This is a genomic window from uncultured Aquimarina sp., assembly GCF_947495315.1.
GTDB lineage: Bacteria > Bacteroidota > Bacteroidia > Flavobacteriales > Flavobacteriaceae > Aquimarina.
The window spans coordinates 41,804-66,768 of the sequence record NZ_CANLYD010000007.1; the positions used below are offsets into that span (position 1 = coordinate 41,804).

The 24,965-nt window shown below is 36.5% G+C and carries 24 protein-coding genes and 1 pseudogene; all 25 read left to right on the top strand.

Features of this window, described 5'->3' with window-relative positions:
• Window positions 1-3: 3 nt before the first annotated feature.
• The 25 genes and pseudogenes from Q0910_RS13875 to Q0910_RS13995 all read left to right on the top strand — a co-directional run bounded on the left by Q0910_RS13875 (window position 4) and on the right by Q0910_RS13995 (window position 24,925).
• Complete coding sequence (locus tag Q0910_RS13875) at window positions 4-1,380, top strand: NAD(P)/FAD-dependent oxidoreductase (protein ID WP_299217692.1); 1,377 nt, start codon at window positions 4-6, stop codon at window positions 1,378-1,380.
• A 6-nt stretch (window positions 1,381-1,386) separates the two neighbouring features.
• Complete coding sequence (nhaA, locus tag Q0910_RS13880; RefSeq protein ID WP_299217694.1) at window positions 1,387-2,700, top strand: Na+/H+ antiporter NhaA; 1,314 nt, start codon at window positions 1,387-1,389, stop codon at window positions 2,698-2,700.
• A 1-nt stretch (window position 2,701) separates the two neighbouring features.
• The gene (locus Q0910_RS13885; RefSeq protein WP_299217696.1) at window positions 2,702-3,715 is read left to right on the top strand and encodes a type II glyceraldehyde-3-phosphate dehydrogenase; all 1,014 of its coding nucleotides are present in this window, start codon (window positions 2,702-2,704) and stop codon (window positions 3,713-3,715) included.
• Between the two features lie 11 nt (window positions 3,716-3,726).
• On the top strand, window positions 3,727-4,788 hold the full coding sequence (locus Q0910_RS13890) for a class I fructose-bisphosphate aldolase (RefSeq protein WP_299217698.1): 1,062 nt from the start codon (window positions 3,727-3,729) through the stop codon (window positions 4,786-4,788).
• Window positions 4,789-4,799: 11 nt separating this feature from the next.
• Window positions 4,800-6,158, top strand: a complete 1,359-nt coding sequence (locus Q0910_RS13895; protein WP_299217700.1) for a dicarboxylate/amino acid:cation symporter — start codon at window positions 4,800-4,802, stop codon at window positions 6,156-6,158.
• Window positions 6,155-7,075, top strand: coding sequence for an alpha/beta hydrolase (locus tag Q0910_RS13900; protein ID WP_299217704.1), 921 nt, complete (start codon window positions 6,155-6,157; stop codon window positions 7,073-7,075). The genes Q0910_RS13895 and Q0910_RS13900 overlap by 4 nt, the downstream gene beginning before the upstream one ends.
• Window positions 7,062-8,036, top strand: a complete 975-nt coding sequence (locus Q0910_RS13905) for an ATP-dependent 6-phosphofructokinase (RefSeq protein WP_299217707.1) — start codon at window positions 7,062-7,064, stop codon at window positions 8,034-8,036. The genes Q0910_RS13900 and Q0910_RS13905 overlap by 14 nt, the downstream gene beginning before the upstream one ends.
• Window positions 8,037-8,047: 11 nt before the next feature.
• Window positions 8,048-9,043 (top strand): 2-hydroxyacid dehydrogenase, encoded by a 996-nt coding sequence (locus Q0910_RS13910; protein WP_289194972.1) that lies wholly within the window; start codon window positions 8,048-8,050, stop codon window positions 9,041-9,043.
• 30 nt (window positions 9,044-9,073) lie between these two features.
• Entirely contained in the window at window positions 9,074-9,904 is an 831-nt protein-coding gene (locus Q0910_RS13915; RefSeq protein WP_289194973.1) for a universal stress protein, read from the top strand.
• A gap of 3 nt (window positions 9,905-9,907) precedes the next feature.
• The gene (locus tag Q0910_RS13920; RefSeq protein ID WP_289194974.1) at window positions 9,908-10,750 is read left to right on the top strand and encodes an ATP cone domain-containing protein; all 843 of its coding nucleotides are present in this window, start codon (window positions 9,908-9,910) and stop codon (window positions 10,748-10,750) included.
• Between the two features lie 11 nt (window positions 10,751-10,761).
• Window positions 10,762-11,016, top strand: coding sequence for a hypothetical protein (locus tag Q0910_RS13925; RefSeq protein ID WP_299217714.1), 255 nt, complete (start codon window positions 10,762-10,764; stop codon window positions 11,014-11,016).
• A 14-nt stretch (window positions 11,017-11,030) separates the two neighbouring features.
• A complete protein-coding gene (locus Q0910_RS13930; RefSeq protein ID WP_062054226.1) occupies window positions 11,031-12,407 on the top strand; it encodes an MBL fold metallo-hydrolase RNA specificity domain-containing protein in 1,377 nt (458 codons plus the stop codon).
• 3 nt (window positions 12,408-12,410) lie between these two features.
• Window positions 12,411-13,913 (top strand): thymidine phosphorylase family protein, encoded by a 1,503-nt coding sequence (locus Q0910_RS13935; RefSeq protein ID WP_299217721.1) that lies wholly within the window; start codon window positions 12,411-12,413, stop codon window positions 13,911-13,913.
• Window positions 13,914-13,921: 8 nt separating this feature from the next.
• Window positions 13,922-14,815: a ribose-phosphate pyrophosphokinase gene (locus Q0910_RS13940; RefSeq protein ID WP_299217724.1), complete on the top strand. Its 894-nt coding sequence runs from the start codon at window positions 13,922-13,924 to the stop codon at window positions 14,813-14,815.
• Between the two features lie 44 nt (window positions 14,816-14,859).
• The gene (locus Q0910_RS13945; protein ID WP_240315478.1) at window positions 14,860-15,462 is read left to right on the top strand and encodes a hypothetical protein; all 603 of its coding nucleotides are present in this window, start codon (window positions 14,860-14,862) and stop codon (window positions 15,460-15,462) included.
• A gap of 6 nt (window positions 15,463-15,468) precedes the next feature.
• Window positions 15,469-15,764, top strand: a pseudogene (locus tag Q0910_RS13950) (phosphoribosylpyrophosphate synthetase).
• A gap of 18 nt (window positions 15,765-15,782) precedes the next feature.
• The gene (locus Q0910_RS13955; RefSeq protein ID WP_299217739.1) at window positions 15,783-17,885 is read left to right on the top strand and encodes a copper-translocating P-type ATPase; all 2,103 of its coding nucleotides are present in this window, start codon (window positions 15,783-15,785) and stop codon (window positions 17,883-17,885) included.
• The gene (locus tag Q0910_RS13960; protein ID WP_299217742.1) at window positions 17,886-19,115 is read left to right on the top strand and encodes an MFS transporter; all 1,230 of its coding nucleotides are present in this window, start codon (window positions 17,886-17,888) and stop codon (window positions 19,113-19,115) included. It begins immediately after the preceding gene.
• A gap of 66 nt (window positions 19,116-19,181) precedes the next feature.
• The gene (locus tag Q0910_RS13965; protein ID WP_299217745.1) at window positions 19,182-20,336 is read left to right on the top strand and encodes a phospholipase D-like domain-containing protein; all 1,155 of its coding nucleotides are present in this window, start codon (window positions 19,182-19,184) and stop codon (window positions 20,334-20,336) included.
• An 82-nt stretch (window positions 20,337-20,418) separates the two neighbouring features.
• Entirely contained in the window at window positions 20,419-20,904 is a 486-nt protein-coding gene (locus tag Q0910_RS13970; RefSeq protein WP_299217748.1) for an asparaginase domain-containing protein, read from the top strand.
• 11 nt (window positions 20,905-20,915) lie between these two features.
• Window positions 20,916-21,833 (top strand): helix-turn-helix transcriptional regulator, encoded by a 918-nt coding sequence (locus Q0910_RS13975; protein WP_299217751.1) that lies wholly within the window; start codon window positions 20,916-20,918, stop codon window positions 21,831-21,833.
• A 256-nt stretch (window positions 21,834-22,089) separates the two neighbouring features.
• Window positions 22,090-22,926, top strand: a complete 837-nt coding sequence (locus Q0910_RS13980) for an RteC domain-containing protein (protein ID WP_299217754.1) — start codon at window positions 22,090-22,092, stop codon at window positions 22,924-22,926.
• 312 nt (window positions 22,927-23,238) lie between these two features.
• Window positions 23,239-23,523 (top strand): helix-turn-helix domain-containing protein, encoded by a 285-nt coding sequence (locus Q0910_RS13985; RefSeq protein WP_034260619.1) that lies wholly within the window; start codon window positions 23,239-23,241, stop codon window positions 23,521-23,523.
• Window positions 23,524-23,526: 3 nt separating this feature from the next.
• The gene (locus Q0910_RS13990) at window positions 23,527-24,279 is read left to right on the top strand and encodes a hypothetical protein (RefSeq protein ID WP_299217761.1); all 753 of its coding nucleotides are present in this window, start codon (window positions 23,527-23,529) and stop codon (window positions 24,277-24,279) included.
• Window positions 24,263-24,925 (top strand): ATPase, encoded by a 663-nt coding sequence (locus tag Q0910_RS13995; RefSeq protein ID WP_299217763.1) that lies wholly within the window; start codon window positions 24,263-24,265, stop codon window positions 24,923-24,925. The genes Q0910_RS13990 and Q0910_RS13995 overlap by 17 nt, the downstream gene beginning before the upstream one ends.
• Window positions 24,926-24,965: the final 40 nt, after the last annotated feature.

Genomic DNA, 24,965 nt, shown 5'->3' on the forward strand with positions numbered 1-24,965 from the left:
ATTATGGAAGATAATCACATACATAGTATATCATCAAAATCTACTTGTAAAGTAACAGATGATATATGCCTACCAGACACCAATTGGCCGCGTTTGGTTATTGTAGGCGGTGGTTTTGCAGGTTTGGCTTTGGTAGAAAAACTAAAGAACAAAAAGGTACAAGTGGTTTTGTTTGACAAAAACAACTTTCATCAGTTTCAGCCATTACTTTACCAAGTGGCAACTAGTGCCCTAGAGCCCGATAGCATCGTGTTTCCCTTCAGAAAGCAGTTTAACGGTTATAAAAACGTGGTTTTTCGATTGGCAGAAGTAGAAGAAATTCAACCTACTTCAAATATTGTAAGAACCAATAAAGGAGATGTTCATTACGATTATTTGGTGTTAGCTACAGGAACAACTACCAATTTCTTCGGTATGGATAACGTAGCTGATAACAGCTTGGGGATGAAAGATATTCGCGATTCTCTCAATATCCGACATATGATGTTGCAAAATTTAGAGCAGGCTGCTATTACCTGTGATGATGAAGAACGTGATACACTAACCAATTTTGTGATTGTTGGGGGCGGTCCTGCAGGAGTAGAAATGGCTGGAGCTTTAGCGGAATTCTGTAAATACATCCTTCCTAAAGATTACCCAGAATACCCTTCAACTATCATGAACATTTATTTGATAGAAGCTAGGGGTGAGTTGTTAAGCTCGATGTCAGACAAGGCATCATCAAAAACCCTAAAATACCTAGAAGATTTGAATGTAAATGTATTACTCAATGAATCAGTAAGTAATTATGATGGCTCAAAGGTTATCACAAATCGTGATAACATCATTATGGCAAAAAATCTAATCTGGACAGCAGGTGTAAAAGGCCAGTTTCCAAAAGGTATTGACAAAAAATATGTTGTCAGAGGTAACCGTATTAAAACCAACCCCTTTTTGATGGTAGAAGATTATAAAAACATATTCGCCATTGGTGATATAGCGGCTGTAATTACCGAAAAAACACCAAAAGGGCATCCACAGGTCGCGCAAACAGCTATTCAACAAGGAAAGTATTTAGGTACATCAATACTAAATATCATAAAAAACAAACCCATTAAACCTTTTGAATATCACGATAAAGGTTCATTGGCGACAGTAGGTAAACGTAAAGCAGTAGCCGATTTAGGCAAATTCAGATTTGGTGGTTATTTCGCTTGGCTACTCTGGTCTATAGTTCACCTTATGTCCATTAGCGGCTTTAGAAATAGATTGATGGTTGGTTTTAATTGGGCGGTAAGCTATTTCACTTACGAAAAGAGCAACCGCCTGATTATTAGAAATTTCAACAAACCATCAGAATCAAAATCCACAATCAATTCGCAACCCGCAGTAAAAAAATAACAATCAATGATTAAAAGTACTGCACATAATAGCGTCTGGAACATTACAAATAAAGTATTTAGTAACACAGGAATTGTGCTTTTAATAGCAGTAATAATAGCTATGCTTTGGGCAAATTCACCTTGGCAAAGCACCTACCAAAATATTCTAAATACTACTATTTCATTTAGCATCGGTAATTTTCAATTGACCGAACCATTACTGCTCTGGATTAATGATGGATTAATGGCTCTGTTCTTTCTTCAGGTTGGTTTAGAGTTAAAAAGAGAAATATTAGGTGGAAAACTATCAACACCTCAAAATGCAGTATTGCCTATTGGTGCCGCTATTGGAGGAATGGTTTTTCCTGCCCTCATATATTTTATCCTCAACACTACTGGTGAAGCTTCACAAGGTTGGGGAATACCTATGGCTACCGACATTGCTTTTTCTTTAGGTGTACTAGCTCTTTTCGGAAAACGCTTACCCATTGCGTTACGTGTCTTCTTAGTAACACTTGCCGTCGTGGATGATTTAGGCGGTGTATTAGTGATTGCACTTTTTTATACTTCTGGTATATCCACTATGGATTTATTTCACGCCTTTCTTTTCTTTGGATTACTAATTATTGGCAATTATGCTGGAGTAAGAAAAACTTGGTTCTATGCCATTATAGGAATAGGTGGTGTTTGGCTAGCTTTCTTCTTCTCAGGAGTACACCCTACCATTGCTGGCATACTAACAGCTCTAGCTATACCCGGTCGTGTAAAAATAAACGAGGCTACATTTTTAAAACGCCTTGCGACATTACACAACAAGTTCAATAAAGAAAAACCTGTAAGAGGTTCGCTAATTTCTCATTCCCAATTAGAAATACTAGAAGAAATCAAAACTACAAGTTCAGAAGCTGAAACACCACTTCAAAAGCTTGAAAATGCTTTAAATCCGTTTGTGAATTTTATCGTACTACCATTATTCGCTTTTGCTAATGCTGGTATTCACCTACACGGAAAAGTGTTGGAAGTACTTACCCATCCGATAAGTCTAGGAATAGGTTTTGGTCTCATATTCGGAAAGTTTATTGGTGTCGTCTTATTTTCAAAAATTTTGGTCTTTCTAAAATTAGCAAAACTTCCTAAAAACATTACTTGGTATCACATCTACGGAATTGCCTTTCTAGCTGGTATCGGGTTTACAATGTCCCTTTTTATAAACGAATTGGCATTTGCCGATGAGGAATTTATCTATACCGCTAAAGTCGGCATTTTATTTTCTTCACTAATTGCAGGCATTATCGGTTCCATCATTTTAATAAAAAATCAAACACTTAAAACAATATAATATGAAAAGAATAGCAGTAATAGGATACGGAATAATAGGAAAAAGAGTGGCCGATGCAATCAACCTACAGGATGATATGAAGCTTTCTGGAGTATGTGATATCATAAGCGATTGGCGCATTCAAAATGCGGTAAGAAAAGAGTACGATATCTATTCAGCAACTGATGAAGCTGAAGACAAAATGAAGTCTGAAGGCATTACAATAAAAGGAAATATGCAAGAACTTTTAAATAAGTCAGACCTTGTTGTGGATTGCACCCCTAAAAAGATTGCAGCTCAAAACGTGGCAATCTATAAGGAACAGAACATCAAATTCATATTGCACGGTGGCGAAAAACACGAAACCACGGGGCATTCCTTTAGTGCCGAAAATAATTATGAATCGGCGTTAAATAGAGATGCGACCAGAGTAGTCTCTTGCAATACAACCTCTATATTAAGAACGTTAACCGCGTTAAAAAGAGCTGATTTATTGGATTATGCCAGAGGGACGCTTTTAAGAAGAGCTACAGACCCTTGGGAAAGTCATTTGGGTGGTATAATGAATACAATGGTTCCCGAAAGAGATATCCCGAGCCATCAAGGTCCGGATGCTAAAAGTGTCGACCCAGAATTGGACGTGATTACTTCTGCGGTAAAAGTCCCTGAAACCCTCAGTCATATGCATTATTGGAATGTGAAGTTAAAAAAGCAAGCCTCGAAAGAAGAAGTTTTAAATGCTTTTAAAACTTCTAGTCGTATAAAGTTTATTCAATATGACCAAGGCCTAGTCTCAAACAATACCATTAAAGAAATGTTTTTGGATATGGGAAGACCTTGGGGCGATATGTATGAAGTTGCACTTTGGGAAGATATGCTAAAGGTAGTGGGAGATGAACTCTTTTATGCCTATATCGTGGATAACCAAGCTATAGTAATACCAGAAACTATAGATGCTATAAGGGCACTTACTGGAATAGAGGCAAATGGGACTAAATCTATATCTAAAACCAATGAAAGCTTAGGTATACACTAATTCTTATCAAAATGAAAACAAGCAACAACATTATAGAAATATTAGGCGAAAAAGCACCCTATTATTTAAATCACGTCTGTGAAAAAATAACAAAAGATGAATTACTAACACCAAGTGATAATAGCCTTGACAAGGTTTTTATTAATAGCAATAGAAATCCACAGGTACTACGCAGTCTTTCACAGTTGTACGGTCACGGAAATCTGTCAGGAACTGGGTATTTAAGCATCCTGCCTGTTGACCAAGGCATTGAGCATAGTGCTGCTTTCTCATTCTATAAAAACCCAGATTATTTTGACCCAGAAAACATTATTAAGCTCGCTATAGAAGCTGGTTGTAATGGAGTAGCATCAACCTTTGGCGTTTTGGGACTAAATGCCAGAAAATATGCCCATAAAATACCTTTTATTGTGAAGATTAATCACAATGAACTACTTACCTATCCTAATAAATATGACCAAACACTATTTGGTAAGGTAAAAGCGGCTTGGGATATGGGAGCCGTTGCTGTGGGTGCTACCATTTATTTTGGTTCTGAAGAAAGCAATAGACAGCTCAAAGAAATTTCAGAAGCTTTTGAAGAGGCTCATAATCTGGGTATGGCAACCATCTTATGGTGCTACACCCGAAACGAAGCATTCAAAACAGAAAAAGAAGATTATCACGCAGCTGCCGATGTAACTGGTCAGGCAAATCATTTAGGTGTAACCATACAGGCAGATATTATTAAGCAAAAACTTCCAACCAACAATTTTGGTTTTAAGAATATCGATTTCGGTAAATATGATGATGAAATGTATGAAACGCTCACTACAGAACACCCTATTGATTTATGCAGATTACAAGTAGCAAATTGCTATATGGGAAAAATAGGATTGATTAATTCAGGTGGTGGCTCTAAAGGGGAAACTGATTTAACTGAAGCTATTACAACAGCAGTAGTTAATAAGCGTGCTGGAGGCTCAGGGCTAATATTAGGAAGAAAGGCTTTTCAAAAGCCTTTCGGTGAAGGCGTTGAATTATTGAAGTTGGTTCAAAGTGTTTATTTGGATTCAAAAATCAGTATAGCATAACAAAATAGGAAATGTTTGACACGGAGATAAAATCACTTAAATCACTAAACGACTATCTGGTAAAACTGGTAGAGAATCGCCTATGGCTCAAAGTAATCATCGCTTTGTTTCTAGGTGTTGGGTTTGGTTTGCTCTTGAGTCCTCAAAATGGTTGGATATCTAAAGAAACAGCTGACGTGGCAGGTAATTGGCTAGCACTTCCTGGTGTACTTTTTCTAAAGTTGGTTCAAATGATTATGATTCCTTTGATTGTTGCATCTATCATCACTGGTATTGCAAGTAATGATAAGGGCAGCCTAAAAAAATTAGGTGGTGGTGTGTTACTCTATTTTCTAGGCACTACTATAGTTTCGGTAAGTCTTGGTACCATTATCTCTCAGCTCTTCAAACCAGGACGCTTCTTGCACCAACAGGCACTAATTGAGCACAACGATTTACCATCTGTTAACTCAGAAGACACTGGGTTGTCATTCGGCCTAGAAAATATACCTGATGCCATATCAAATTTACTTCCTGAAAATCCTTTGGCATCGATGGTAAGTGGTGAAATGTTAAGTATCGTGATTTTCACAATCATTATTGGTGTAGCTGTGCTATCGCTTGAGGATTCTTTACTGCGCCCAGTAAAGCTTCTTTTAAGTGCCATACAAGAAGTCTGTATGACGGTAGTAAAATGGTCAATGCTTCTAGTACCTATTGCCGTTTTTGGTCTTATGGCGCAGCTTACCTCTAGTGTTGGATTAAGTTCCTTATCTGGTCTAACATACTATGTTGGAGTAGTACTTCTTGGCCTTTTATTATTGGTGATTTTCTATTTAGGACTTGTTGCACTATTGGGAAAAACAAACCCATTTCAATTCCTAAAAAAAATAAGGGATGTACAACTATTGGCTTTTTCAACGACAAGTTCTGCGGCTGTGATGCCCTTATCACTAAAAACGGCTGAAGAAGAACTACAAGTAGACAAGACCATCAGTAATTTTATAATTCCCATTGGTGCTACAGTTAATATGGATGGAACTGCACTCTATCAAACCATAACTACGCTGTTTATCGCTCAAGCCTATGGTCTGGAAATGAGCTTGCTCAATATTGTAGTGGTCATTGTAACTATTGTCGCTGCTTCCATTGGCACGCCTGCCATACCAGGAGGTGGCGTTGTTATACTCGCTTCTGTTTTGGGAAGTGTTGGCATACCGGCCGAAGGCATAATCATTATTATTGGAGTAGAAAGACTATTAGGAATGTTCAGGACTGCTGTAAACGTAACGGGTGATTTGACTGCCTGTATAGTATTCAATAGGCTCTATGGTAAAATACCAATTTTGGTTACTGAGAAAACGATTAATACACCAACTTTAAAACAATGACCTTATTACTCATATTCATAGTGTTTATTTTTCCTGTTATTGCTATAGCAGGTTATCAATATTACAAGATTGGTAAGCAACCAGCTTATGATGCCAACAAAACTTTATTGAACTATGAAATAATAGGTTCTGGAGAGAACAAACTTGTTTTGTTGCACGGATTGACAGGCTCTATAAATTATTGGAAACGTGAATTAAATGGGATTACCAAAACACACACATTACTTCTTATTGACCTTCTCGGTTTTGGTGATTCGCCAAAACCAAAAAGTGATTATTCTCTATTAAGTCAGCAACAAGCTTTAGAATTAGTTCTAAACAAGGAAGGGTTCAACGATGGAAATATACTTATTGCTGGACATTCAATGGGAGCTATAATTTCGTTGGCACTATTGGAAAAGCAACCAACTTGGTTCAAAGCAGGAATACTTATAGGCATACCTGTTTATAAAGATGTTTATGAATTTAAGAAAGTTATGTCCACACATTCCTTTGTAGATAGGATTTCAACAAGCAAATTCTCAAAATACATCTGTATGATTCATCCCATATTTATGTCAAGTGCATTCAAGCCTGATAACCTAACGGATGAAGTTTATGAAGATGCAAAAAAGCATCATTGGATGAGTTATTATTATTCGCTCACAGAAGTCATATTGAAAACAGATTTATTTGCGATAGCAAGGAAAATTAAGGATAAAGATATCCTTTTTATTCACGGGGAAAAAGACACTACGGCACCTTTAGAAAATGCCTTAAAATTATCAAGGGAATTTAAAAACGTACACTTTATTACTTCATCTGAAGGAGACCATCAATTCTTTTTGAAAGAAGCAGAATTTGTTTGGAGCACAATCCAAGATTTTACTATTTCAGAAATAAGATTTCAAAAAACATTATCGAATGAACACAAATAAAATTAAACATATAGGCGTATTTACATCCGGAGGCGACAGTCCTGGGATGAATGCTGCATTGTATGCAATCACAAAATGTGCTGAAGTTAATGAGATTAAAGTAAGCGGTTTTAGAAAAGGATATGAGGGATTAATAGATGGTGATTTAATTCCATTAAAATCACACAAATTACAAAAGTCAGTACACCAAGGTGGCACAATTCTAAAAACGGCAAGAAGTGAGCGCTTTATGACCCTGCAAGGCCGTGAAAAAGCGCTACAAACTCTACGGAAAGCCCATGTAGATGCCCTAATTGCTATTGGCGGCGATGGCACTTTTAAAGGTCTATTGGCCTTTTCAGAAATATGTGACATCCCTTTTATTGGTATTCCTGGAACTATTGATAATGACCTTGCTGGAACGGATTATACCCTAGGCTTTGATTCTGCTGTAAATACTGCTATTGAAAATATTGATAAAATACGAGATACCGCTGAATCCCATAACCGTGTGTTCATTGTAGAAGTAATGGGAAGAGATTCTGGATATATTGGTATCCATTCAGGATTAGTGGTTGGTGCCAATGGTATCCTAATTCCTGAAAGTACGCAGGACTTACACCTCTTACTAGAAAAAGTTAAAAATTACCATAGCGAGGATGCATTCCTAATTGTAGTATCCGAAGGTGATGAAACAGGTACAGATTTAGTCGCATCCAAAATTAAGGAAGTCAACCCAGATATAGATTTACGAATAACAAGACTAGGACACGTTCAACGTGGCGGCCATCCATCAGCTTTTGACAGAATGCTGGGGATAAGACTTGGTGCTGCTTCTATAGACGTGCTTTTGCGAGGTTCTGAAAATGTTATGGTAGGGTTATATAATAATATGATTTGCACCACCCCATTTCAAAATGTCGTAAAACAGCATCATATAGATGAAGAATTGCAAGACCTTTTAAAAGTTTTTGGTTCATAAATTATTAAGATATGAAAACAACAATATTCAGTACACATAAATTTGATAAACCTTCCCTTGTTAAAGCTAATGATGGAAAGCACGAGTTGAATTTTCTGGAATACAGGCTTACTAAAGAAACAGCTAGATTAGCAAGAGGCTCAAAAGCTGTCGCACTATTCTCAAATGACAATGCCTCTGCTGAAGTTTTAGATATATTGTACCAACAAGGGATTGAATATATCGTATTGCGCTCAGCGGGTTTTAATCACGTTGATTTAAAAAAAGCTGATAAACTAGGACTAAAAGTAGCTCGTGTACCAGCCTACTCACCATATGCTATAGCAGAACATACTCTTGCACTCATCTTAACACTTAACCGAAAGATTGTTAGAGCGCACAATAGAGTTCGAGAACAAAATTTCTCGCTGAACGGGCTTACAGGATTTGACCTAAACGGCAAAACAGTAGGTGTTATTGGTACAGGAAAAATAGGAGCAGTACTCGTAAAAATACTGCACGGTTTGGGATGTAAGATACTAGCCCACGATGTTTCTGAAGATAAGAACCTGATAGATTTATATGATGTCATATACACCAACTGTACCACCATTTGCAAACAGGCAGATATAATTAGTCTGCACGTTCCATTGACACCATCAACCAGGCACTTAATAGACACAGAACACATAACACTAATGAAAGAAGGTGTTATGCTCATTAACACAAGTCGCGGTGGTCTAGTTGACACCAAAGCCGTTATTGAAGGATTAAAATCTGGCAAGATTGGGTATTTCGGAATAGATGTATACGAAGAGGAAGAAGGTCTGTTTTTTGAAGACCACTCTGATACCATTTTGCAAGACGATGTCATTGCCAGATTAATGACTTTTAATAATGTTCTCATTACTAGTCATCAAGCTTTTTTAACCGAAACCGCATTAAAAAACATCGCAGATACCACAATATACAATTTAGACTGTTTTGAAGAGAAAGTACCTTCTGGAAATGAAGTTACCCTAGACTAAAAAATATACGAACCTATAAACCATCAAAAAATGAGAAACATATTAGTACCAACCGATTTTTCAAAGAATTGCAATAAAGCAGCACAACTAGGTATAGAAATGGCAAAGTTATACAGTTCTGAAATTCACTTTTTACATCTTATGAAAACCCCTGTGGATTGGGTAAAACTGGATAAAGAAAAGGAAAAACGATATCCTGAAACATTAAAGCAAATAGGTAAAGCAAAATCAGCTTTAAGAGAATTGGAGAAAACAGCCGAACGTGAAGGATTAAAGTGTCGCAGGTTCTTACAATTTGACGCTGGTCAAGGCGATATTTTAGACCATTCAGGTCATTACCACCACGACTTCATTATTACAGGAAGTAGTGGCACTAAAGGTGTCATAAGAGAGATTACCGGTAGCAATGTCGAGGAAATTGTACGAAAAGCCAATGCACCCGTAATTGTTGTAAAAGATGAAGAAGTCAATTTTCCGTTTAAGAATATTGTATTTGTTTCAAATTTCGAAGAAAATATAACCGATGCTTTTAAGCAGGTAATATCCATTGCTAATAAATGTGGTGCCCGCATCCACTTATTGCGTATTAATACCGAGACCGATTTCAATAATATTAAACTTGGCCTAGACCCTATTGAAAAAATGTTACAAAACTTTCCGGAGTTGAAAAACTATTCAATGGCTGTGTATAATGAACCCTCAGTTGAAACAGGCATCAATACATTTCTAAAACAACATCCTTCAGATTTAATAGCAATGGTCACACACGGTAAAACAGGATTTTTAAGTCTGTTTTCAAAAAGTATTGCCGAAGGTGTTACCAACCATTCCACTTTACCTGTAATGACAATACATATTTAAGCAATGGACAGCTCAATAAACATAATAAAACACTCGGGAGATATTGTTCCTTTTAATGTTGACAAACTCAAAGATTCATTGCGACGTGCTCAAGCAAGTGAGGAGATAATTCAGCAAATAGTAGCACAAATTGAATCTGCAATTTACAATGGGATTACTACAAAAAAAATCTACCAAATGGCATTTAAAATGCTTAAAGGTAAATCACGTGTAAGTGCTTCAAAATACAAACTCAAAAAAGCATTGATGGAATTGGGCCCTTCTGGCTTTCCGTTTGAAAAGTTAGTGGGAAAACTATTGGCACACGAAGGATTTGAAACGAAGGTTGGTGTGATTGTACAAGGCAATTGCGTACAGCACGAAGTAGATGTTATTGCACAGAAAGATAACAAACATTATATGATTGAATGCAAATACCATAGTGACCAAGGTAGGTTTTGTAATGTCAAGATTCCCTTGTACATCCATTCACGATTTTTGGATGTTGAAAAACAATGGGAACATCAAAAAGGTCACGAAGCTAAACTACATAAAGGAGGTGTATATACCAATACACGATTTACTACGGATGCAATACAGTACGGCAAATGTGTTGGATTGTTATTGACAAGCTGGGATTATCCAATGGGAAACGGTTTAAAAGACAGAATAGACAAGTCCGGATTTCATCCCTTAACAGCATTAACAACAATGACCAAATCTGAAAAGACAAAATTATTGGATAAAGGTATTGTACTATGCAAAGAGCTTCACGAAAAACCTACTTTATTAAATCAAATCGGAATTGATAAAACAAGACATAGAAAGATTTTGGAAGATTCTGAAGCGTTGTGTAAAAACAATTAAAAAATAATTATATGAAAACTGAAGAATTAAAAAAACAGAACAACATAGATTTTGAGCCTTTTTACGAAGCATTGGAAGACGACCCAAAACTGCTTGAAGAGGCCTTGGAAATACTATTGGATATGGTAGACTTTGAACCTAAATCTATGAAAAAAGTAGCACTTTATATCAAAGAAGATTCACGAAATCTATATAATGAAGTGGTAGCGTTATACAAATCGACCCAAGACAAAGGAAACACATCCTCCTGTTGTGGTGGACACTAATACATAAGAATACGATGAAAAACAATAGAATCAACATCCACTTTTTAGGAGCGGCCGGTACTGTAACTGGTTCAAAATATTTAGTGGATACGGGAGAGAGAAAGATATTGATAGATTGCGGACTTTTTCAAGGGTTGAAAGAATTGCGCCTTAAAAACTGGGAATATCCACCCGTTAAAGTTTCAGAAATTGATATGGTCTTGCTTACCCACGGCCATATGGACCACACAGGGTATTTACCTCGATTGGTAAAACAAGGGTTTAAAGGCCCAATATACGGCACTAATCCCACTTTGGACATTGCAAAAATCATTTTGAACGATAGTGCAAAAATCCAAGAGCAGGAAGCCGAACGTGCCAACAAAGAAGGCTATTCCAAACATAGTCCGGCAGAACCGCTTTACGATTTATACGATGTTGAGAAAACCATTCCACATTTTAAGGGAGTACCACCTGCTCAATGGATGCCATTGATGAAAAATATAAAGGCCAGATTTCAGTACAATGGTCATATTCTCGGTGCTACTTACATCGAGTTGGATATACACGGAAAACGTTTTGTCTTTTCGGGAGATATTGGAAGAACCAATGATTTATTGCTCTACCCACCACTAAAACCCAAAAAAGCGGATGTGCTTTTCATTGAATCCACTTATGGCGGAAGATTTCATCCAGATGAAGTAGAAGCACTGCCACAGATTGAAAAATTGGTCAACGATACCATCAATAGAGGTGGCAGCCTTTTTATTCCAAGCTTTTCGGTAGAACGTGCCCAATTAATGATGTTGATTTTTTGGAGATTGCTAAAAGAGAACAAAATACCGAAAGTACAAATGATAATGGACAGCCCAATGGGAGCGAATGTACTCGAACTCTTCCACCGCACAAGGGATTGGCACAGATTAGAGGACAATGAATGTGATGAAATGTGCTCACATTTCACGGTCGTAAGTAGTTATCGGGAAACTATGGAATTACGAACCGATGACAAATCAAAAATCGTGATTGCGGGAAGTGGAATGCTTACTGGTGGTAGAATGCTCAACTACCTTGAAACACAGGCACAAAATCCAAATAACACTTTGCTTTTTGTGGGGTATCAAGCCGAAGGCACTCGGGGAAGAAAATTACTGGAAGGCGATAAGGAATTGAAAGTGTATGGAAAATGGGTGCCGTTTCATATGGAAGTTGCGGAAATCGAAGGGCTTTCGGCACACGCAGACCACACAGAACTTATGGATTGGATGAGTAAAATAAAAAATAAGCCCGAGCGGATTTTCATAGTGCACGGTGAAAAAGAAAGTGCAGAAGCATTACAAAAAGGTATCAAGGAAACCTATGATTGGAATGCTGAAATCCCACAATTATATAGCATTGAAGAAATAAAATAAACTATGGAACAACACTCAAATATCTTAAAATACAAACATCTTGGAATCTACACTCAGAATGAAAATGTGGTGTATATGCGTGAGGATTGCCACGTCTGTATTTCCGAAGGTTTTGAAGCATTAACACGAATAAGGATATCAAAGGCAACCCATTCAATTGTAGCAAGTCTCAATGTTATAAATTCTGACATACTGCTACCCAACGAAATAGGGCTATCGGATGCTGCTGCAAAAAAGTTGAATGTTTCCGACAATGACACCCTGTACGTTTCCCATTTAGAACCTATAGAATCGTTAAGCCACGTCAGGGCAAAAATCTATAACCAAAAACTGGATTACAACGCCTATAACCAAATCATAACCGATATCGTTGAAGGCGACTATTCCAACATACACCTTTCGGCATTCATTGCAGCCTGTGCAGGAGACCGAATGGATATTGATGAAATATCCGACCTCACAAAAGCTATGATTGCCTCTGGAAAACAATTGAATTGGAATAAAGAAATCGTTGTCGATAAACATTGCATTGGCGGATTACCCGGTAATAGAACCACACCCTTGGTAGTGGCCATTGTAGCTGCTTATGGACTTACAATGCCAAAAACGTCCTCGCGAGCCATTACTTCGCCCGCAGGTACAGCAGATACTATGGAAGTTCTGACCAATGTTACGCTCTCTTCCGAAGAAATAATGGCTGTGGTAGAAAAAGAAGGAGGTTGTTTTGTTTGGGGTGGTACAGCGCAATTAAGCCCCGCTGATGATGTACTGATTAAGATTGAGAAGGCCTTGGATATTGATAGCGAAGGGCAACTCATAGCCTCGGTACTTTCCAAAAAGGCTGCGGCAGGTTCAACCCACGTTGTTATAGATATTCCCGTAGGAAAAACTGCGAAAGTTAGAAGTGAAGAAATGGCACAAAAACTAAAAAACCATATGGAAACGGTAGGCAACACTGTCGGGTTGAATGTGAAAGTGGTCATTACTGATGGTACGCAACCTGTAGGGAGAGGGATTGGTCCAACTTTAGAAGCCATCGATATACTAAAGGTTTTGAAAAATGAGACAGATGCGCCGATGGACTTAATGGAAAGGTCATTGCTTTTGGCTGGAGAACTTATAGAGCTTTCGGGCAAAGTCGAAAAAGGAAAAGGAACGGAAACCGCCAAAGAAGTGCTTATATCTGGTAAAGCTTATGAAAAATTCCTTGCCATTTGTAAAGCCCAAGGCCGCTTTTCAAAACCTGTTTTAGCACCTTATAAAATTGAAATCAGAGCAGAAAAATCGGGCAGTCTAAAGCGGATAGATAATCGAAAGATTGCAAAACTCGCCAAGCTTTCTGGCGCACCGCAGTCTAAATCGGCTGGGATTCTTTTGAATGTCCATTTAGATGAAAAAATTGAAAAAGATGACTTACTATTCACGCTTTTTGCAGAATCGCAGGGTGAATTAAATTACGCCTTAGAGTACAAGAACAGTCATAACGACATTATAACTATTAAATAAAAAATAAAATGAAAACTATACTATTTAGCCTTCCGGGAAACGAGGAATTAACAGAGCTAATGGCAACAAAAATGAATGCTGAAGTGGGAAAGACCACCTTACGAAAGTTCCCTGACGGCGAATCCTACACGCGCATATTATCTGACGTAAAAGATAAGTGTGTGGTCTTGGTCTGCACCCTACACGACCCTGATAAGAAATTATTACCACTATATTTTTTAAGCCATACAGCAAAATCATTAGGTGCTATGTGTACTTGTTTGGTAGCACCGTATTTGGCATATATGCGACAAGACAAGATATTTAATGAGGGTGAAGGCGTTACCTCTACCTATTTCGGGAAGTTAATTTCCGGTTTTGCTGATAGTATTACCACTGTTGACCCTCACCTACACAGGATACACTCATTGAGTGAAGTCTATAACATTCTAAACAAAGTCATTCACGCTGCAGATGACATTTCAAAGTGGATAAAAGAAAATATTAAAAACCCAGTATTAATAGGTCCGGATTCCGAAAGCGAACAATGGGTATCTGAAGTAGCTAAAAACGCAGATGCACCATTTACCGTCTTACAAAAAGTACGTCACGGTGACCGCGATGTAGAAGTTTCTGTTCCTGATGTAGATAAATATAAAGATGCCACGCCTGTTTTGGTTGACGATATTATCTCAACAGCTCGTACAATGATTGAAACCGTAGGGCACTTAAAAAAAGCTGGAATGAAATCGCCGATATGTGTGGGCATTCACGCTGTTTTTTCAGGCAATGCCTATCAAGACCTAATGGATTCTGGCGTAGAAAAAATAGTGACCTGTAATACTATTCCACATCCTTCAAATGCAATTGACTTGAGTGATGTTATGGCAAAAGAAGTTAAGAAATTGATGCATCACATATGATAAAACAAAGCTATATACTGTTACTTATCCTATTCAATATCCCAATGAATGGACAAACTGAAATGCTCGTTGGGCAAATCTCAGGCAGGACAATAGCACGTGAAAATTTTGATGAAGATGGTGTGTTGCTTAACAAGCAAACGTTTGAGGCCGGAAAAATAATAGAGAAAAAGGGATATTATCAAATTGTGGTCGTAACGGAATTATTTGATGAAGAAAAAAAACCTACAGAAAAATACACGACGACCTATCGATGTAAACCTGATGAAACAAGCATTATGGTAATGGCATTCCCGTTTGCAAAACCCAATTCTAAAGAAACCGAAATCAATAGCTCAACTAAAAACTTTACTAAGTTATATGACCTAGGCAATCTAAAAGATATTGAAATAGAAATGAATTTTGATTCTGGCCTACTAAACTTTTTTGGTTCTAAAAGCCTTATTAGAATATATGACCGTCAATTGAATACCGACAAAGCAAATATACAAATCGAATCAAAAATAAATATTAAGGCCTATGCATTGGGTATCCGCATCAAACAACTCAACTATACTGTTATTGAAGAATTAAACAATAACTATTTGTTGACGTTTCAAAAATTCACTGAAACGGATGGCAGCTATTTTACAATGACTTATAACTAAAACAAAATGAAGAATTACGATACGCTTTCAGAAGCAATTAACGATTTAAAGCAAAGAGGTTACAGTTATGATTTTAACCTAAAGCCTTCGTGTTTGGAATGTGCATCACTTAAAATCGAAATTAAACCTGAAGATTTTAAAGTCGATGAGACCCATCGTTTTGAAGGTATGAGCAGTACCGATGATAATATAGCGTACTGTATGCCATATCATCTAAAGATGGTATTAAGGGCGCTTTGGTGGATGCCTATGGGGTCTATGCAGAAAACATTTCTGAAGCAATGAGAAAAAAATTACGATAACACTTAAACTTTATAATAATGGAAAACCACGAACATCACAATCACGAAGAAATGGACCATTCTAAAATGGACCATTCAAAGATGAAGCACAAAAAAGAAGACCACTCTAAAATGAACCACGGAAGCGGTGGTCATTCTGGTCATAATCCTGGTCACGGTCAAATGGGTCACGACCATCACAAAATGATGATTGCCGATTTTCGAAAACGGTTTTGGGTAACTCTTGTTCTTACCGTTCCAATTCTATTCTTATCCCCAATGATTCAAGAATTTTTTGGATATGAATTTCTCTTACCAGGAAACCCATATATCCTATTTGCACTTTCCACCGTAGTGTATTTCTATGGTGGCTGGCCATTTTTAAAAGGATTTTGGTCAGAAATAAAGAAGGGTTCACCAGGAATGATGACCCTAATTTCTATGGCTATTAGCGTCGCCTACTTTTATAGTACCGCTACAGTATTCGGTTTACGTGGTGAAGATTTTTTCTGGGAACTTTCAACACTAATCGCAATTATGCTTTTAGGTCATTGGATAGAAATGAAAAGTGTACTAGGTGCATCAAAAGCCCTACAGCTATTAGTAAGTATGATGCCCGCCGAAGCCCACAGGGTAAAGGGTGATACTATAGAAGATATTCCCTTGGAAGATTTGTTAAAAGACGATGTGATTTTAGTAAAGCCTGGTGAAAAAGTTCCTGCTGATGGGATTATAGTAGATGGTTCGAGTTACTTAAATGAATCAATGCTTACAGGGGAATCCAAACCTGTAAAAAAAGATGAAAATGATAAAGTAATTGGTGGCTCGGTAAACGGCAATAGCACCTTAAAGGTTAAGGTAGAACATACAGGTAAGGATAGCTATCTCAATAAGGTCATCAAAATGGTTGAGGAAGCACAAAAGACCAAATCTAAAATGCAAAACCTTTCAGACAGGGCTGCAAAATGGTTAACCTACATTGCTTTGGCTATTGGTTTTGGAACATTGGCTGTTTGGCTCATTTTAGGCTTTCCTTTTGTATATGCCTTAGAGAGAATGGTGACGGTTATGGTTATTGCTTGCCCGCACGCATTAGGACTTGCCATTCCGTTAGTTGTTGCTATATCTACCGCAGTATCTGCCCAAAATGGCTTATTGATAAGGAATCGAACAGCTTTTGAAGAATCCCGAAAAATATCAGCTTTATTGTTTGATAAAACTGGAACATTGACAAAAGGTGATTTTGGTGTCACAAGAGTTGAATCCACAAACCAAGATTATTCAACAGAAGAAATCTTAAGGCTTTCAAGTGCTTTGGAACAGAGCTCGGAACATCCTATTGCAGTTGGAATTATAAAAAAGGTCAAAGAAGATAATATTACAATTCCTAACCCAGAAAATTTCAATGCCATTACAGGTAAAGGTGTAGAAGCTAATGTTGAAGGAAAGCAAGTTAAGGTAGTAAGTCCTGGATATTTAAGAGATGAAAAAATCACTATTCCTGAAGATGCTTATAGTGACGCTGCTGAAACTGTTGTGTTTGTATTAATCGATGGTCAGCTAGCAGGATACATCGCTCTTGCTGATGAAATAAGACCAGAATCTGCGGATGCGATTAAAGTGTTCAAAAAGAACAACATCAAGGTATTGATGGCTACTGGCGATAACGAAAAGACAGCTAAAGCCGTAAGTGAAAAATTAGGATTGGACGGTTACTACGCAGAGGTGTTACCACATCAAAAAGTGGAAATCGTAGAAAAGCTTCAAGCAGAAGATGAGTTTGTAGCAATGACAGGAGATGGCGTAAACGATGCACCTGCTCTTGCCAAAGCTAATGTTGGAATCGCAGTAGGCTCTGGTACCGATGTAGCAGCAGAGACTGCAGACATTATTTTGGTAAACAGTAACCCTCAGGATATTGCCAATCTAATACTATTTGGAAAAGCAACCTATAACAAAATGATTCAGAACCTGATTTGGGCAACGGGATACAATGTTGTAGCTATTCCTTTAGCGGCTGGCGTACTATATTCTTCAGGCTTTGTTTTGGGACCAGCTGTAGGAGCAGTATTTATGAGTTTGAGTACGATTATAGTGGCTATAAATGCGCAATTATTGAAGCGAAAAATTGGTAAAAAGTAAATGGATAGGAAAGAAAAACTCAACAGGATATTTTTAATCCTATTGAGTTTATTTGTAGTAATGTTAGGGTATGGTATTTTATTACCAACCCTTCCCTACTATACCGAAAGATTAGCTTTAAAAGACAATCTCGATACTGACCTTATCAACTTCCATATTGGACTGCTAACGAGTATTTATCCATTTTTTCAATTAGTATTTGTAGTGGTTTGGGGCAAGCTATCTGATAAATACGGACGTAAACCAATTATAATAATAGGTCTTATTGGTTTTGTAATAATGCAATTACTTACTGGTCTTGCAACGTCGCTGACTATGCTGTATGTTGCACGCATATTTGGTGGCATATTCACATCCTCAGTTATTCCCGTAAGTAATGCTTATTTAAGTGATATCACTTCAGAAAAACGAAGAACGAAGATTATGGCTTGGTCTGGAGTTTCAATAAGTTCTGGTCTTATTTTTGGTCCCGTAATTGGCGGTTTCTTATCACAAACAGATTTACATTTAGAATATTCGTTTGGACAATTACATTTAAACCAGTTTTCTATCCCTTTTGTTTTTGTAGCCATAGTGGGGTTAATGGTATTGTTTATAGTAGTTAAATGGCTTCAAAATTCAAAGCAAGTCAGTAAATTCAAATCTAAGAAAGTAATATTTCATTTTTCGTTTAGCAGGTATTTTATTGCTCTGCTGTTACTCTCGTTTGTGATGCAATTTGTAGTAACCTTATTTGAAACAGTATTTTCAATCTATGGTAAAGATGAATTAGCATTTAATAGTAACCAAGTAGGCATTGGCTTTATGCTTTGTGGATCAGTAATGGCAATTTTGCAACCAGTTTTTGCCAGTTATGGCGAAAAGATCTTATCAGCAAAAAATCAAATTGCTTTAGGGCTACTAATATCTGGAATATCCTTAATTATCTTTCCATTTTTTAATAATGAATTCTTGGTCTATGGTTTAATTGTTGTTTTTGCCGCGGGTGGTGCCATGGTTACACCAAATTTGCTCTCGGCAGTTTCTTTGATATCAAAGAAAAATACAGGAAGAAATATATCCATACAAAGTTCTACTAATAGCATCGGTCAAATTTTAGGACCAATTATAGGAACGTGGTTAGTTGCTGGTGGATTTTATTATCCTTTTATAATTGCTGGTGTTTCTATTTTACTGACTCTTGGATTGATTTTACCTTCTTTAAATCTCGATAAATTGAATAAAGAATGATTTCAAAACAAATATTAGATTTTTAGCTTACAAAACATAAAAGTTATAAAAAACAACGGTAGACAGATGATAAATATGCTTTTTAAGGACGATGAAAATATAACGCTGATACATTCTGGTGACGAATATTTCATTATGATGAAAGAAATCATTGAAAATGCGCGAGAAGAGATTCATTTACAGACTTACATCTTCGAAAATGATGAAACAGGAAATGATATAGCAAATTGTTTAAAAGAAGCAGCACATCGAAATGTGAAGGTTTATATTCTATTAGATGCTTATGGCAGTTCGTCACTTACTGATAATTTTACAAAGGACTTGCAACAGAATGGAATATTTTTTCGATTTTTTTCGCCGTTATTTTCTTTCAACAATTTTTATTTAGGCAGAAGGATGCATCACAAAGTAATTGTAGCTGATGCTAAAATTGCAATGATAGGTGGAATAAATATTGCAAATAAATATCGCGGTAAAGAGAGTGATGAGCCTTGGTTAGATTATGCTATAAAATTAGATTGCCCAGCTGCACAAGATTTACAAAAACTATGTCTAGATTATTTCTTTAAAGATGGAAGTTCAAAAAAAATAAAACCTGTGTTACATTCTGCTGGAAAAACACTTGTTGGAATTAGACAAAACGATTGGCTCAAAAACAAAACAGAAGTATGTGACGCTTATATAAATTCTATTAATCAGGCCAAGAATGAAATAGTTATTGTTAGTTCTTATTTTCTACCAGGAAGAAGACTAAACAATACTATAATAGGTGCTTGTAAAAGAAAAGTAAAAGTAACGCTAATATTAGCAGGAATTAGTGATGTGCCTTTAATACGTAATGCAACCTCTTATTTATATTCATTGTTTTTAAAACAAAATGTGCTAATATATGAATGGAATAAGTCTGTTGTACACGGCAAAGCAGCTGTGGTCGATAACAAATGGTCCACAATAGGCTCATTTAACCTCAATGACCTTAGCTGCTATGGAAGTATAGAAATGAATGTTGAAATACATTCTCAAGATTTCGCAGAAATCCTGCTAAAAGATTTTGAAGATATAATAGAAAAATGCAATCAAATCACCAATACTAAACTAAAGAATAGAATAAGTACATTAAATAAGTTAAAAAATTGGTTAGCCTATCACATTGTTAGAACGGCACTACACATTTTAACTTTTCTACCACATATAAAATTACTTGAAAAGCAACATTTTTAAAAAATGAGAGCCCAGTTTTTAGTCAAAAGCTTATGTTAACTTTAAAGAATTAGTTTCTATGAATCCTCAAAAATCTATTAAAATGATAAAAATATTAACTACAGGTGGCACAATTGAAGGTATAGATTCTGTAGATGAAGACGGAATCAAAACATCGAACCTAACTATCGAAGATTTATTAAGCAATGCCAGTGTTGATTTTGATTATTCGATTGAGAGTATCTTCAGAAAGGACAGCAGAGCTATTGATGAAAATGACAGGGCACTTTTAGCAAGAAAAATAAAAGAAACTAAAACGACTAAAATATTGATAACGCATGGCACTTTCACTATGGAAGATACCGCAAAATACATAGGAAAACTCAATCTTGGTAAGACCATTGTCCTAGTTGGGTCTTTTATTCTAGGGACATCAAAAAATACCGATGCCCCATTTAATCTAGGTTTTGCAATAAGCTCATTACAATTTCTAAAACCAGACGTTTATATAGCTATGAACGGACAGGTTTTTCAATGGGAAAATGTTACTAAAAATTTAGAAACCAACAAATTTGAGCATAATGCATAACAATATAAATGATGTTTGGAACTTCAATACATTGGACTACTTTTTTCTATCTTTTATTAGATACGGTCATTGTATTATTTACACTTTACTATTCAACACGAAAGTATTCCAGTGGTTATAAAAGGTTTTTCTATCTGGGCATCCTGTTTATAACATACAATCTAACAGGTGGGTTCTTACCCATTGAAAATTTCCCAGGACCTCTCATTCTTCAATATATAATAACTTATGGTGTTGCTATAGCGTTATGCGTTTATATCGTTTACTACTTGTACAAGGAATATGATATTGTGGTTTTAAAATATAATTCTTCTATACGAAATTTAGCAATTTTAGTCTCAGCAAGTTTCATCGTTCTATTCCTAATCCCGTACTTCTTTACAAATTCGTTGAACTCTTCAAGATTACTTTTTACCATACCAATCTCGATAATTGCCTTTTTATTTTTAGGGATGTTTTACGAGAGGATTTCTAATCCAAGTAACCCAAATGAATATATATTACGTCGTAACAGATTATCAATGGTTAGTGTGGCGAGTATAGCTCTTTTACCTGTACTGACATTTATTGGAGATTACCAATGGTTGACCTTCACAGTTATGAATGCATCTTTCTACGCCATTACGATTATTGAGATAGATAGACACCTTTACTTTCTAGAAAATAAGACAAAAATGTACGAGGTATTTGCAATGAGCAAAGAACAGGCAATCCACTCCGCCGATACAAAAATAATCTACGAAAACTTGACACGACGAGAAATAGAGGTTACCTTATCAATTCTGGGCAATCTTAGTTATAAACAAATCGCTAAGGATTTATTCATTGCAGAAAGTACGGTGTCAAAACACGCCTCTAACATCTACAAAAAAACAGGTGCAAAGAATAGAAGGCAATTTATTTCTCGCTACAGAAAAAAATCGAAATAGCATTATCTCTAATCCCACAACGATTACCGTAGGAAAATACGGTTGATTCCGTAGATATCTACGGTATAAAACTTCCTTATTTCAAAATTATGTTAGTACTTTTCGTTTGTTCTTTCGTGGTTCCTTGTCATAAAAACTTATATTTTTAGAGTATCAGTCCTACGCATTCGATAACTAAAGAATCCTCACAACTACTAACCCACCCAAACTAAGATTGTCCAAAATTGATAGGACTTAACTGTATTTATGGCTGTAAATGGATTTAAAAACATTAGGCGAAAACCTTCTCGTAGCATTAGACGAGATAAGGCTCGAAAATCTACCGATTTTGGAACAGTCCTATCGTTCCATCCAGCTAAGTAGAAATTTGCTTAGTGTTTTCAAAAGAGAAATTTTGGTCAATGATTTTGAAAGTGTCGATAAAGAAATAATCTTTTTCAAGAAAATTAAGCAAATACCATTAGTCAAGCTTATTTACTTCTCTGAGATTCATTCTTTTGAAATTCAATTCCCAAAAGCGGACAGAGCTGCCCAGTTAAAATTTGTAAAAAAGAAGATTAACAAATTAAATCGATTTTTCCTTTATAATCTTGACTTCGGTCAATATGTAAAATCTGGGGCAACTCACTTCGATAAAGCTTACTATACCAGAAGCCATCTTGATATTTACCATATTACTACTTCCAAATTTTATTTTCAAGACCCTGATTTTTGTACACCAAGAGATATGCTTTTGGGAAAGTTCAAGGCGTATATTTCTCTTATCAACTATATGGACCAAAAGAAACATTCTATTAAAAATAAATTGAACGGTAATAGTGTGAATATAAAACCTACGGAAAAAATTCCTTGGCCATTCACAAATACGGATTGGGTAGAACTTCTCTATGCATTATCTGCTAGTGGAATTGCGAAACAAAAAGGTCTTAGTATTATTAGAATATCTAAAATATTGGAAGAGGTATTTGACTTTACCCCAAAGGAAATCTACAAAACCTTTCAAGACATCAAAAACCGCAAAAATAGCCGGACATTGTTTCTTGACCAACTGACTGCCTCACTTCTTTCGGAAATGGACAAAAGTGAGGAATAGTTATTCGTTTGCCCTTCTTTTATTCTTTAAAATAAGACCGTACTACGGTTGACCTACGGTAATCACATTGTACACCTGTTTTCCATAAATTTTGATACAATTTAAAGGTCTCTTAATTACGGAAACTCAAGAAAACAGCACTAAAACAAATCAAATTTCAAGATGTTAAATTTTGACCGTAGTACGGTTGTACTGGGGAATAAAATCCATTAAAGCTATTCAAATTTGTAGAACGAAAGTCAAATCAGGTTAAGAGCTATCAAATTAAGATATAGAAACCTTGATAGCTCTTTTCTTTAAAACCGTTCTATTATGCCGACAAGTATTATTACAACAGACGACCTTCGGGAATTCAAAATGGAATTGCTCGATGACATTAAAAAATTATTATCCAAACAAGCTACTGGGAAGCTCAAAAAATATCTAAAATCTTCTGAGGTTATGGATGTGCTTCAGGTAAGTCCAGGCACATTACAAAACCTTCGTATCAACGGAACACTACCATATACCAAGGTTGGTGGCATCATCTACTACGACGCTGAAGAAATCCAAAATGTGATGACTGCCAATCGTGTACAACACGGTCTTAGCTCTTAGGGTATGAACTATATAAAGCTACTTAACGCGGCTTTTGAGAAGTTCTATTTTGATGACCGCCTAAATCCCACCCATATCAGTTTGTATATGGCACTGTTCCAAGAATGGAACAGTTGCCGTTTTATGGATGAATTCTACGTGAACCGTAGGGAACTAATGCGCTGTGCTAAAATCGGTTCAAAATCTACTTACCATAGATGCATTGTGGATTTAGATACTTGGCAATATCTGTCCTATTATCCTTCCAACAATCCTTACAAAGGTAGTAAAATCAAGATGTCCATAATTGGTACAAGTAGCGAACCAGTTATGGGACAGTACCATCCCGAATTAGAACTGCTTGCAGAACAGTACTATCCCAGAGGTGTACCACTAGAGGGACACCACCATCCCAAAAACGGACAAGTTGTGTACCAAAACCATCCCATAGGTGGACAAGCATTGGTATCTAATACAAACAATACCAAACAAGAAAACAATATAAAACAGCCAAATGGCAGGCAGGCCGTTATTTTATTTTTTGAAGAAAAAGGTTTTGATGCTGATGAAGCAAAAAAATTCTATGAGCACTATGCAGATCGAGAATGGAAAACAAGTGATGGAAAGCCAATACGAGATTGGCGCTCATTGGCCACAAATTGGATGGATAGAACTGAGCTTTTCGAAGAAGAAAACAGACCAAACAAAAAACAGGCATCCCAAATCAAGGACAACTTGCGGACCACTAAAAACAAAGATTATGGACAACCCCTCTAAAATTATTGAAGGTGGCGTAGAATATTCACTGGGCAAGTTTGATGGAAAAAGCGTGATGTATGACTTTCCAAAAATCCTAATTTATTTGAACGCCAAGGGCAAATTGTTATTTGGTAAAAATTTTAAGATTTACGATGAAGATAAAAGTATACTATTGAAGCTATGTTCTTACTTCATTAAGGATAAAGAGAATTGTGAAACCTACGGAATTGACATCGAAAAAGGCATCCTGCTTTCAGGCCCTGTTGGTTGTGGTAAGACCAGCTTGATGAAATTATTACGACATATCGTCCCAATGCAACGACCCTATGAAATGATTCCCTGTAGAAACGTGACGTTCAGCTTTAACCATTTGGGCTTTAAAACGGTCGAAGAATATGGCAATACCAAATTCTACTGTTTTGATGATTTAGGTATAGAGCCTGCCGGTCGGTTTTACGGCAAGGATTTAAATGTAATGGGTGAAGTACTACTCTCTCGCTATGAACTTTATCTAGATACCAAACATAAAATTAAAACACACGCCACTACAAACCTAAATGCTGAAGAGCTGGAAGAGCGTTATGGTAATCGTGTTCGTAGCAGAATGCGAGAATTGTTTAATCTCATTGCTTTTGAAACTAAGGCTAGAGATAAGCGGAAGTGAATTTTATGGAAAAACAGGGTCCAGTGCCTCATTAGCCTAC

Coding starts and splice junctions, on each gene's coding strand:
- Q0910_RS13875 (WP_299217692.1), top strand. CDS start 4: ATGGAAGATAATCACATACATAGTATATCATCAAAATCTACTTGTAAA.
- nhaA (WP_299217694.1), top strand. CDS start 1,387: ATGATTAAAAGTACTGCACATAATAGCGTCTGGAACATTACAAATAAA.
- Q0910_RS13885 (WP_299217696.1), top strand. CDS start 2,702: ATGAAAAGAATAGCAGTAATAGGATACGGAATAATAGGAAAAAGAGTG.
- Q0910_RS13890 (WP_299217698.1), top strand. CDS start 3,727: ATGAAAACAAGCAACAACATTATAGAAATATTAGGCGAAAAAGCACCC.
- Q0910_RS13895 (WP_299217700.1), top strand. CDS start 4,800: ATGTTTGACACGGAGATAAAATCACTTAAATCACTAAACGACTATCTG.
- Q0910_RS13900 (WP_299217704.1), top strand. CDS start 6,155: ATGACCTTATTACTCATATTCATAGTGTTTATTTTTCCTGTTATTGCT.
- Q0910_RS13905 (WP_299217707.1), top strand. CDS start 7,062: ATGAACACAAATAAAATTAAACATATAGGCGTATTTACATCCGGAGGC.
- Q0910_RS13910 (WP_289194972.1), top strand. CDS start 8,048: ATGAAAACAACAATATTCAGTACACATAAATTTGATAAACCTTCCCTT.
- Q0910_RS13915 (WP_289194973.1), top strand. CDS start 9,074: ATGAGAAACATATTAGTACCAACCGATTTTTCAAAGAATTGCAATAAA.
- Q0910_RS13920 (WP_289194974.1), top strand. CDS start 9,908: ATGGACAGCTCAATAAACATAATAAAACACTCGGGAGATATTGTTCCT.
- Q0910_RS13925 (WP_299217714.1), top strand. CDS start 10,762: ATGAAAACTGAAGAATTAAAAAAACAGAACAACATAGATTTTGAGCCT.
- Q0910_RS13930 (WP_062054226.1), top strand. CDS start 11,031: ATGAAAAACAATAGAATCAACATCCACTTTTTAGGAGCGGCCGGTACT.
- Q0910_RS13935 (WP_299217721.1), top strand. CDS start 12,411: ATGGAACAACACTCAAATATCTTAAAATACAAACATCTTGGAATCTAC.
- Q0910_RS13940 (WP_299217724.1), top strand. CDS start 13,922: ATGAAAACTATACTATTTAGCCTTCCGGGAAACGAGGAATTAACAGAG.
- Q0910_RS13945 (WP_240315478.1), top strand. CDS start 14,860: ATGAATGGACAAACTGAAATGCTCGTTGGGCAAATCTCAGGCAGGACA.
- Q0910_RS13955 (WP_299217739.1), top strand. CDS start 15,783: ATGGAAAACCACGAACATCACAATCACGAAGAAATGGACCATTCTAAA.
- Q0910_RS13960 (WP_299217742.1), top strand. CDS start 17,886: ATGGATAGGAAAGAAAAACTCAACAGGATATTTTTAATCCTATTGAGT.
- Q0910_RS13965 (WP_299217745.1), top strand. CDS start 19,182: ATGATAAATATGCTTTTTAAGGACGATGAAAATATAACGCTGATACAT.
- Q0910_RS13970 (WP_299217748.1), top strand. CDS start 20,419: ATGATAAAAATATTAACTACAGGTGGCACAATTGAAGGTATAGATTCT.
- Q0910_RS13975 (WP_299217751.1), top strand. CDS start 20,916: ATGTTTGGAACTTCAATACATTGGACTACTTTTTTCTATCTTTTATTA.
- Q0910_RS13980 (WP_299217754.1), top strand. CDS start 22,090: ATGGATTTAAAAACATTAGGCGAAAACCTTCTCGTAGCATTAGACGAG.
- Q0910_RS13985 (WP_034260619.1), top strand. CDS start 23,239: ATGCCGACAAGTATTATTACAACAGACGACCTTCGGGAATTCAAAATG.
- Q0910_RS13990 (WP_299217761.1), top strand. CDS start 23,527: ATGAACTATATAAAGCTACTTAACGCGGCTTTTGAGAAGTTCTATTTT.
- Q0910_RS13995 (WP_299217763.1), top strand. CDS start 24,263: ATGGACAACCCCTCTAAAATTATTGAAGGTGGCGTAGAATATTCACTG.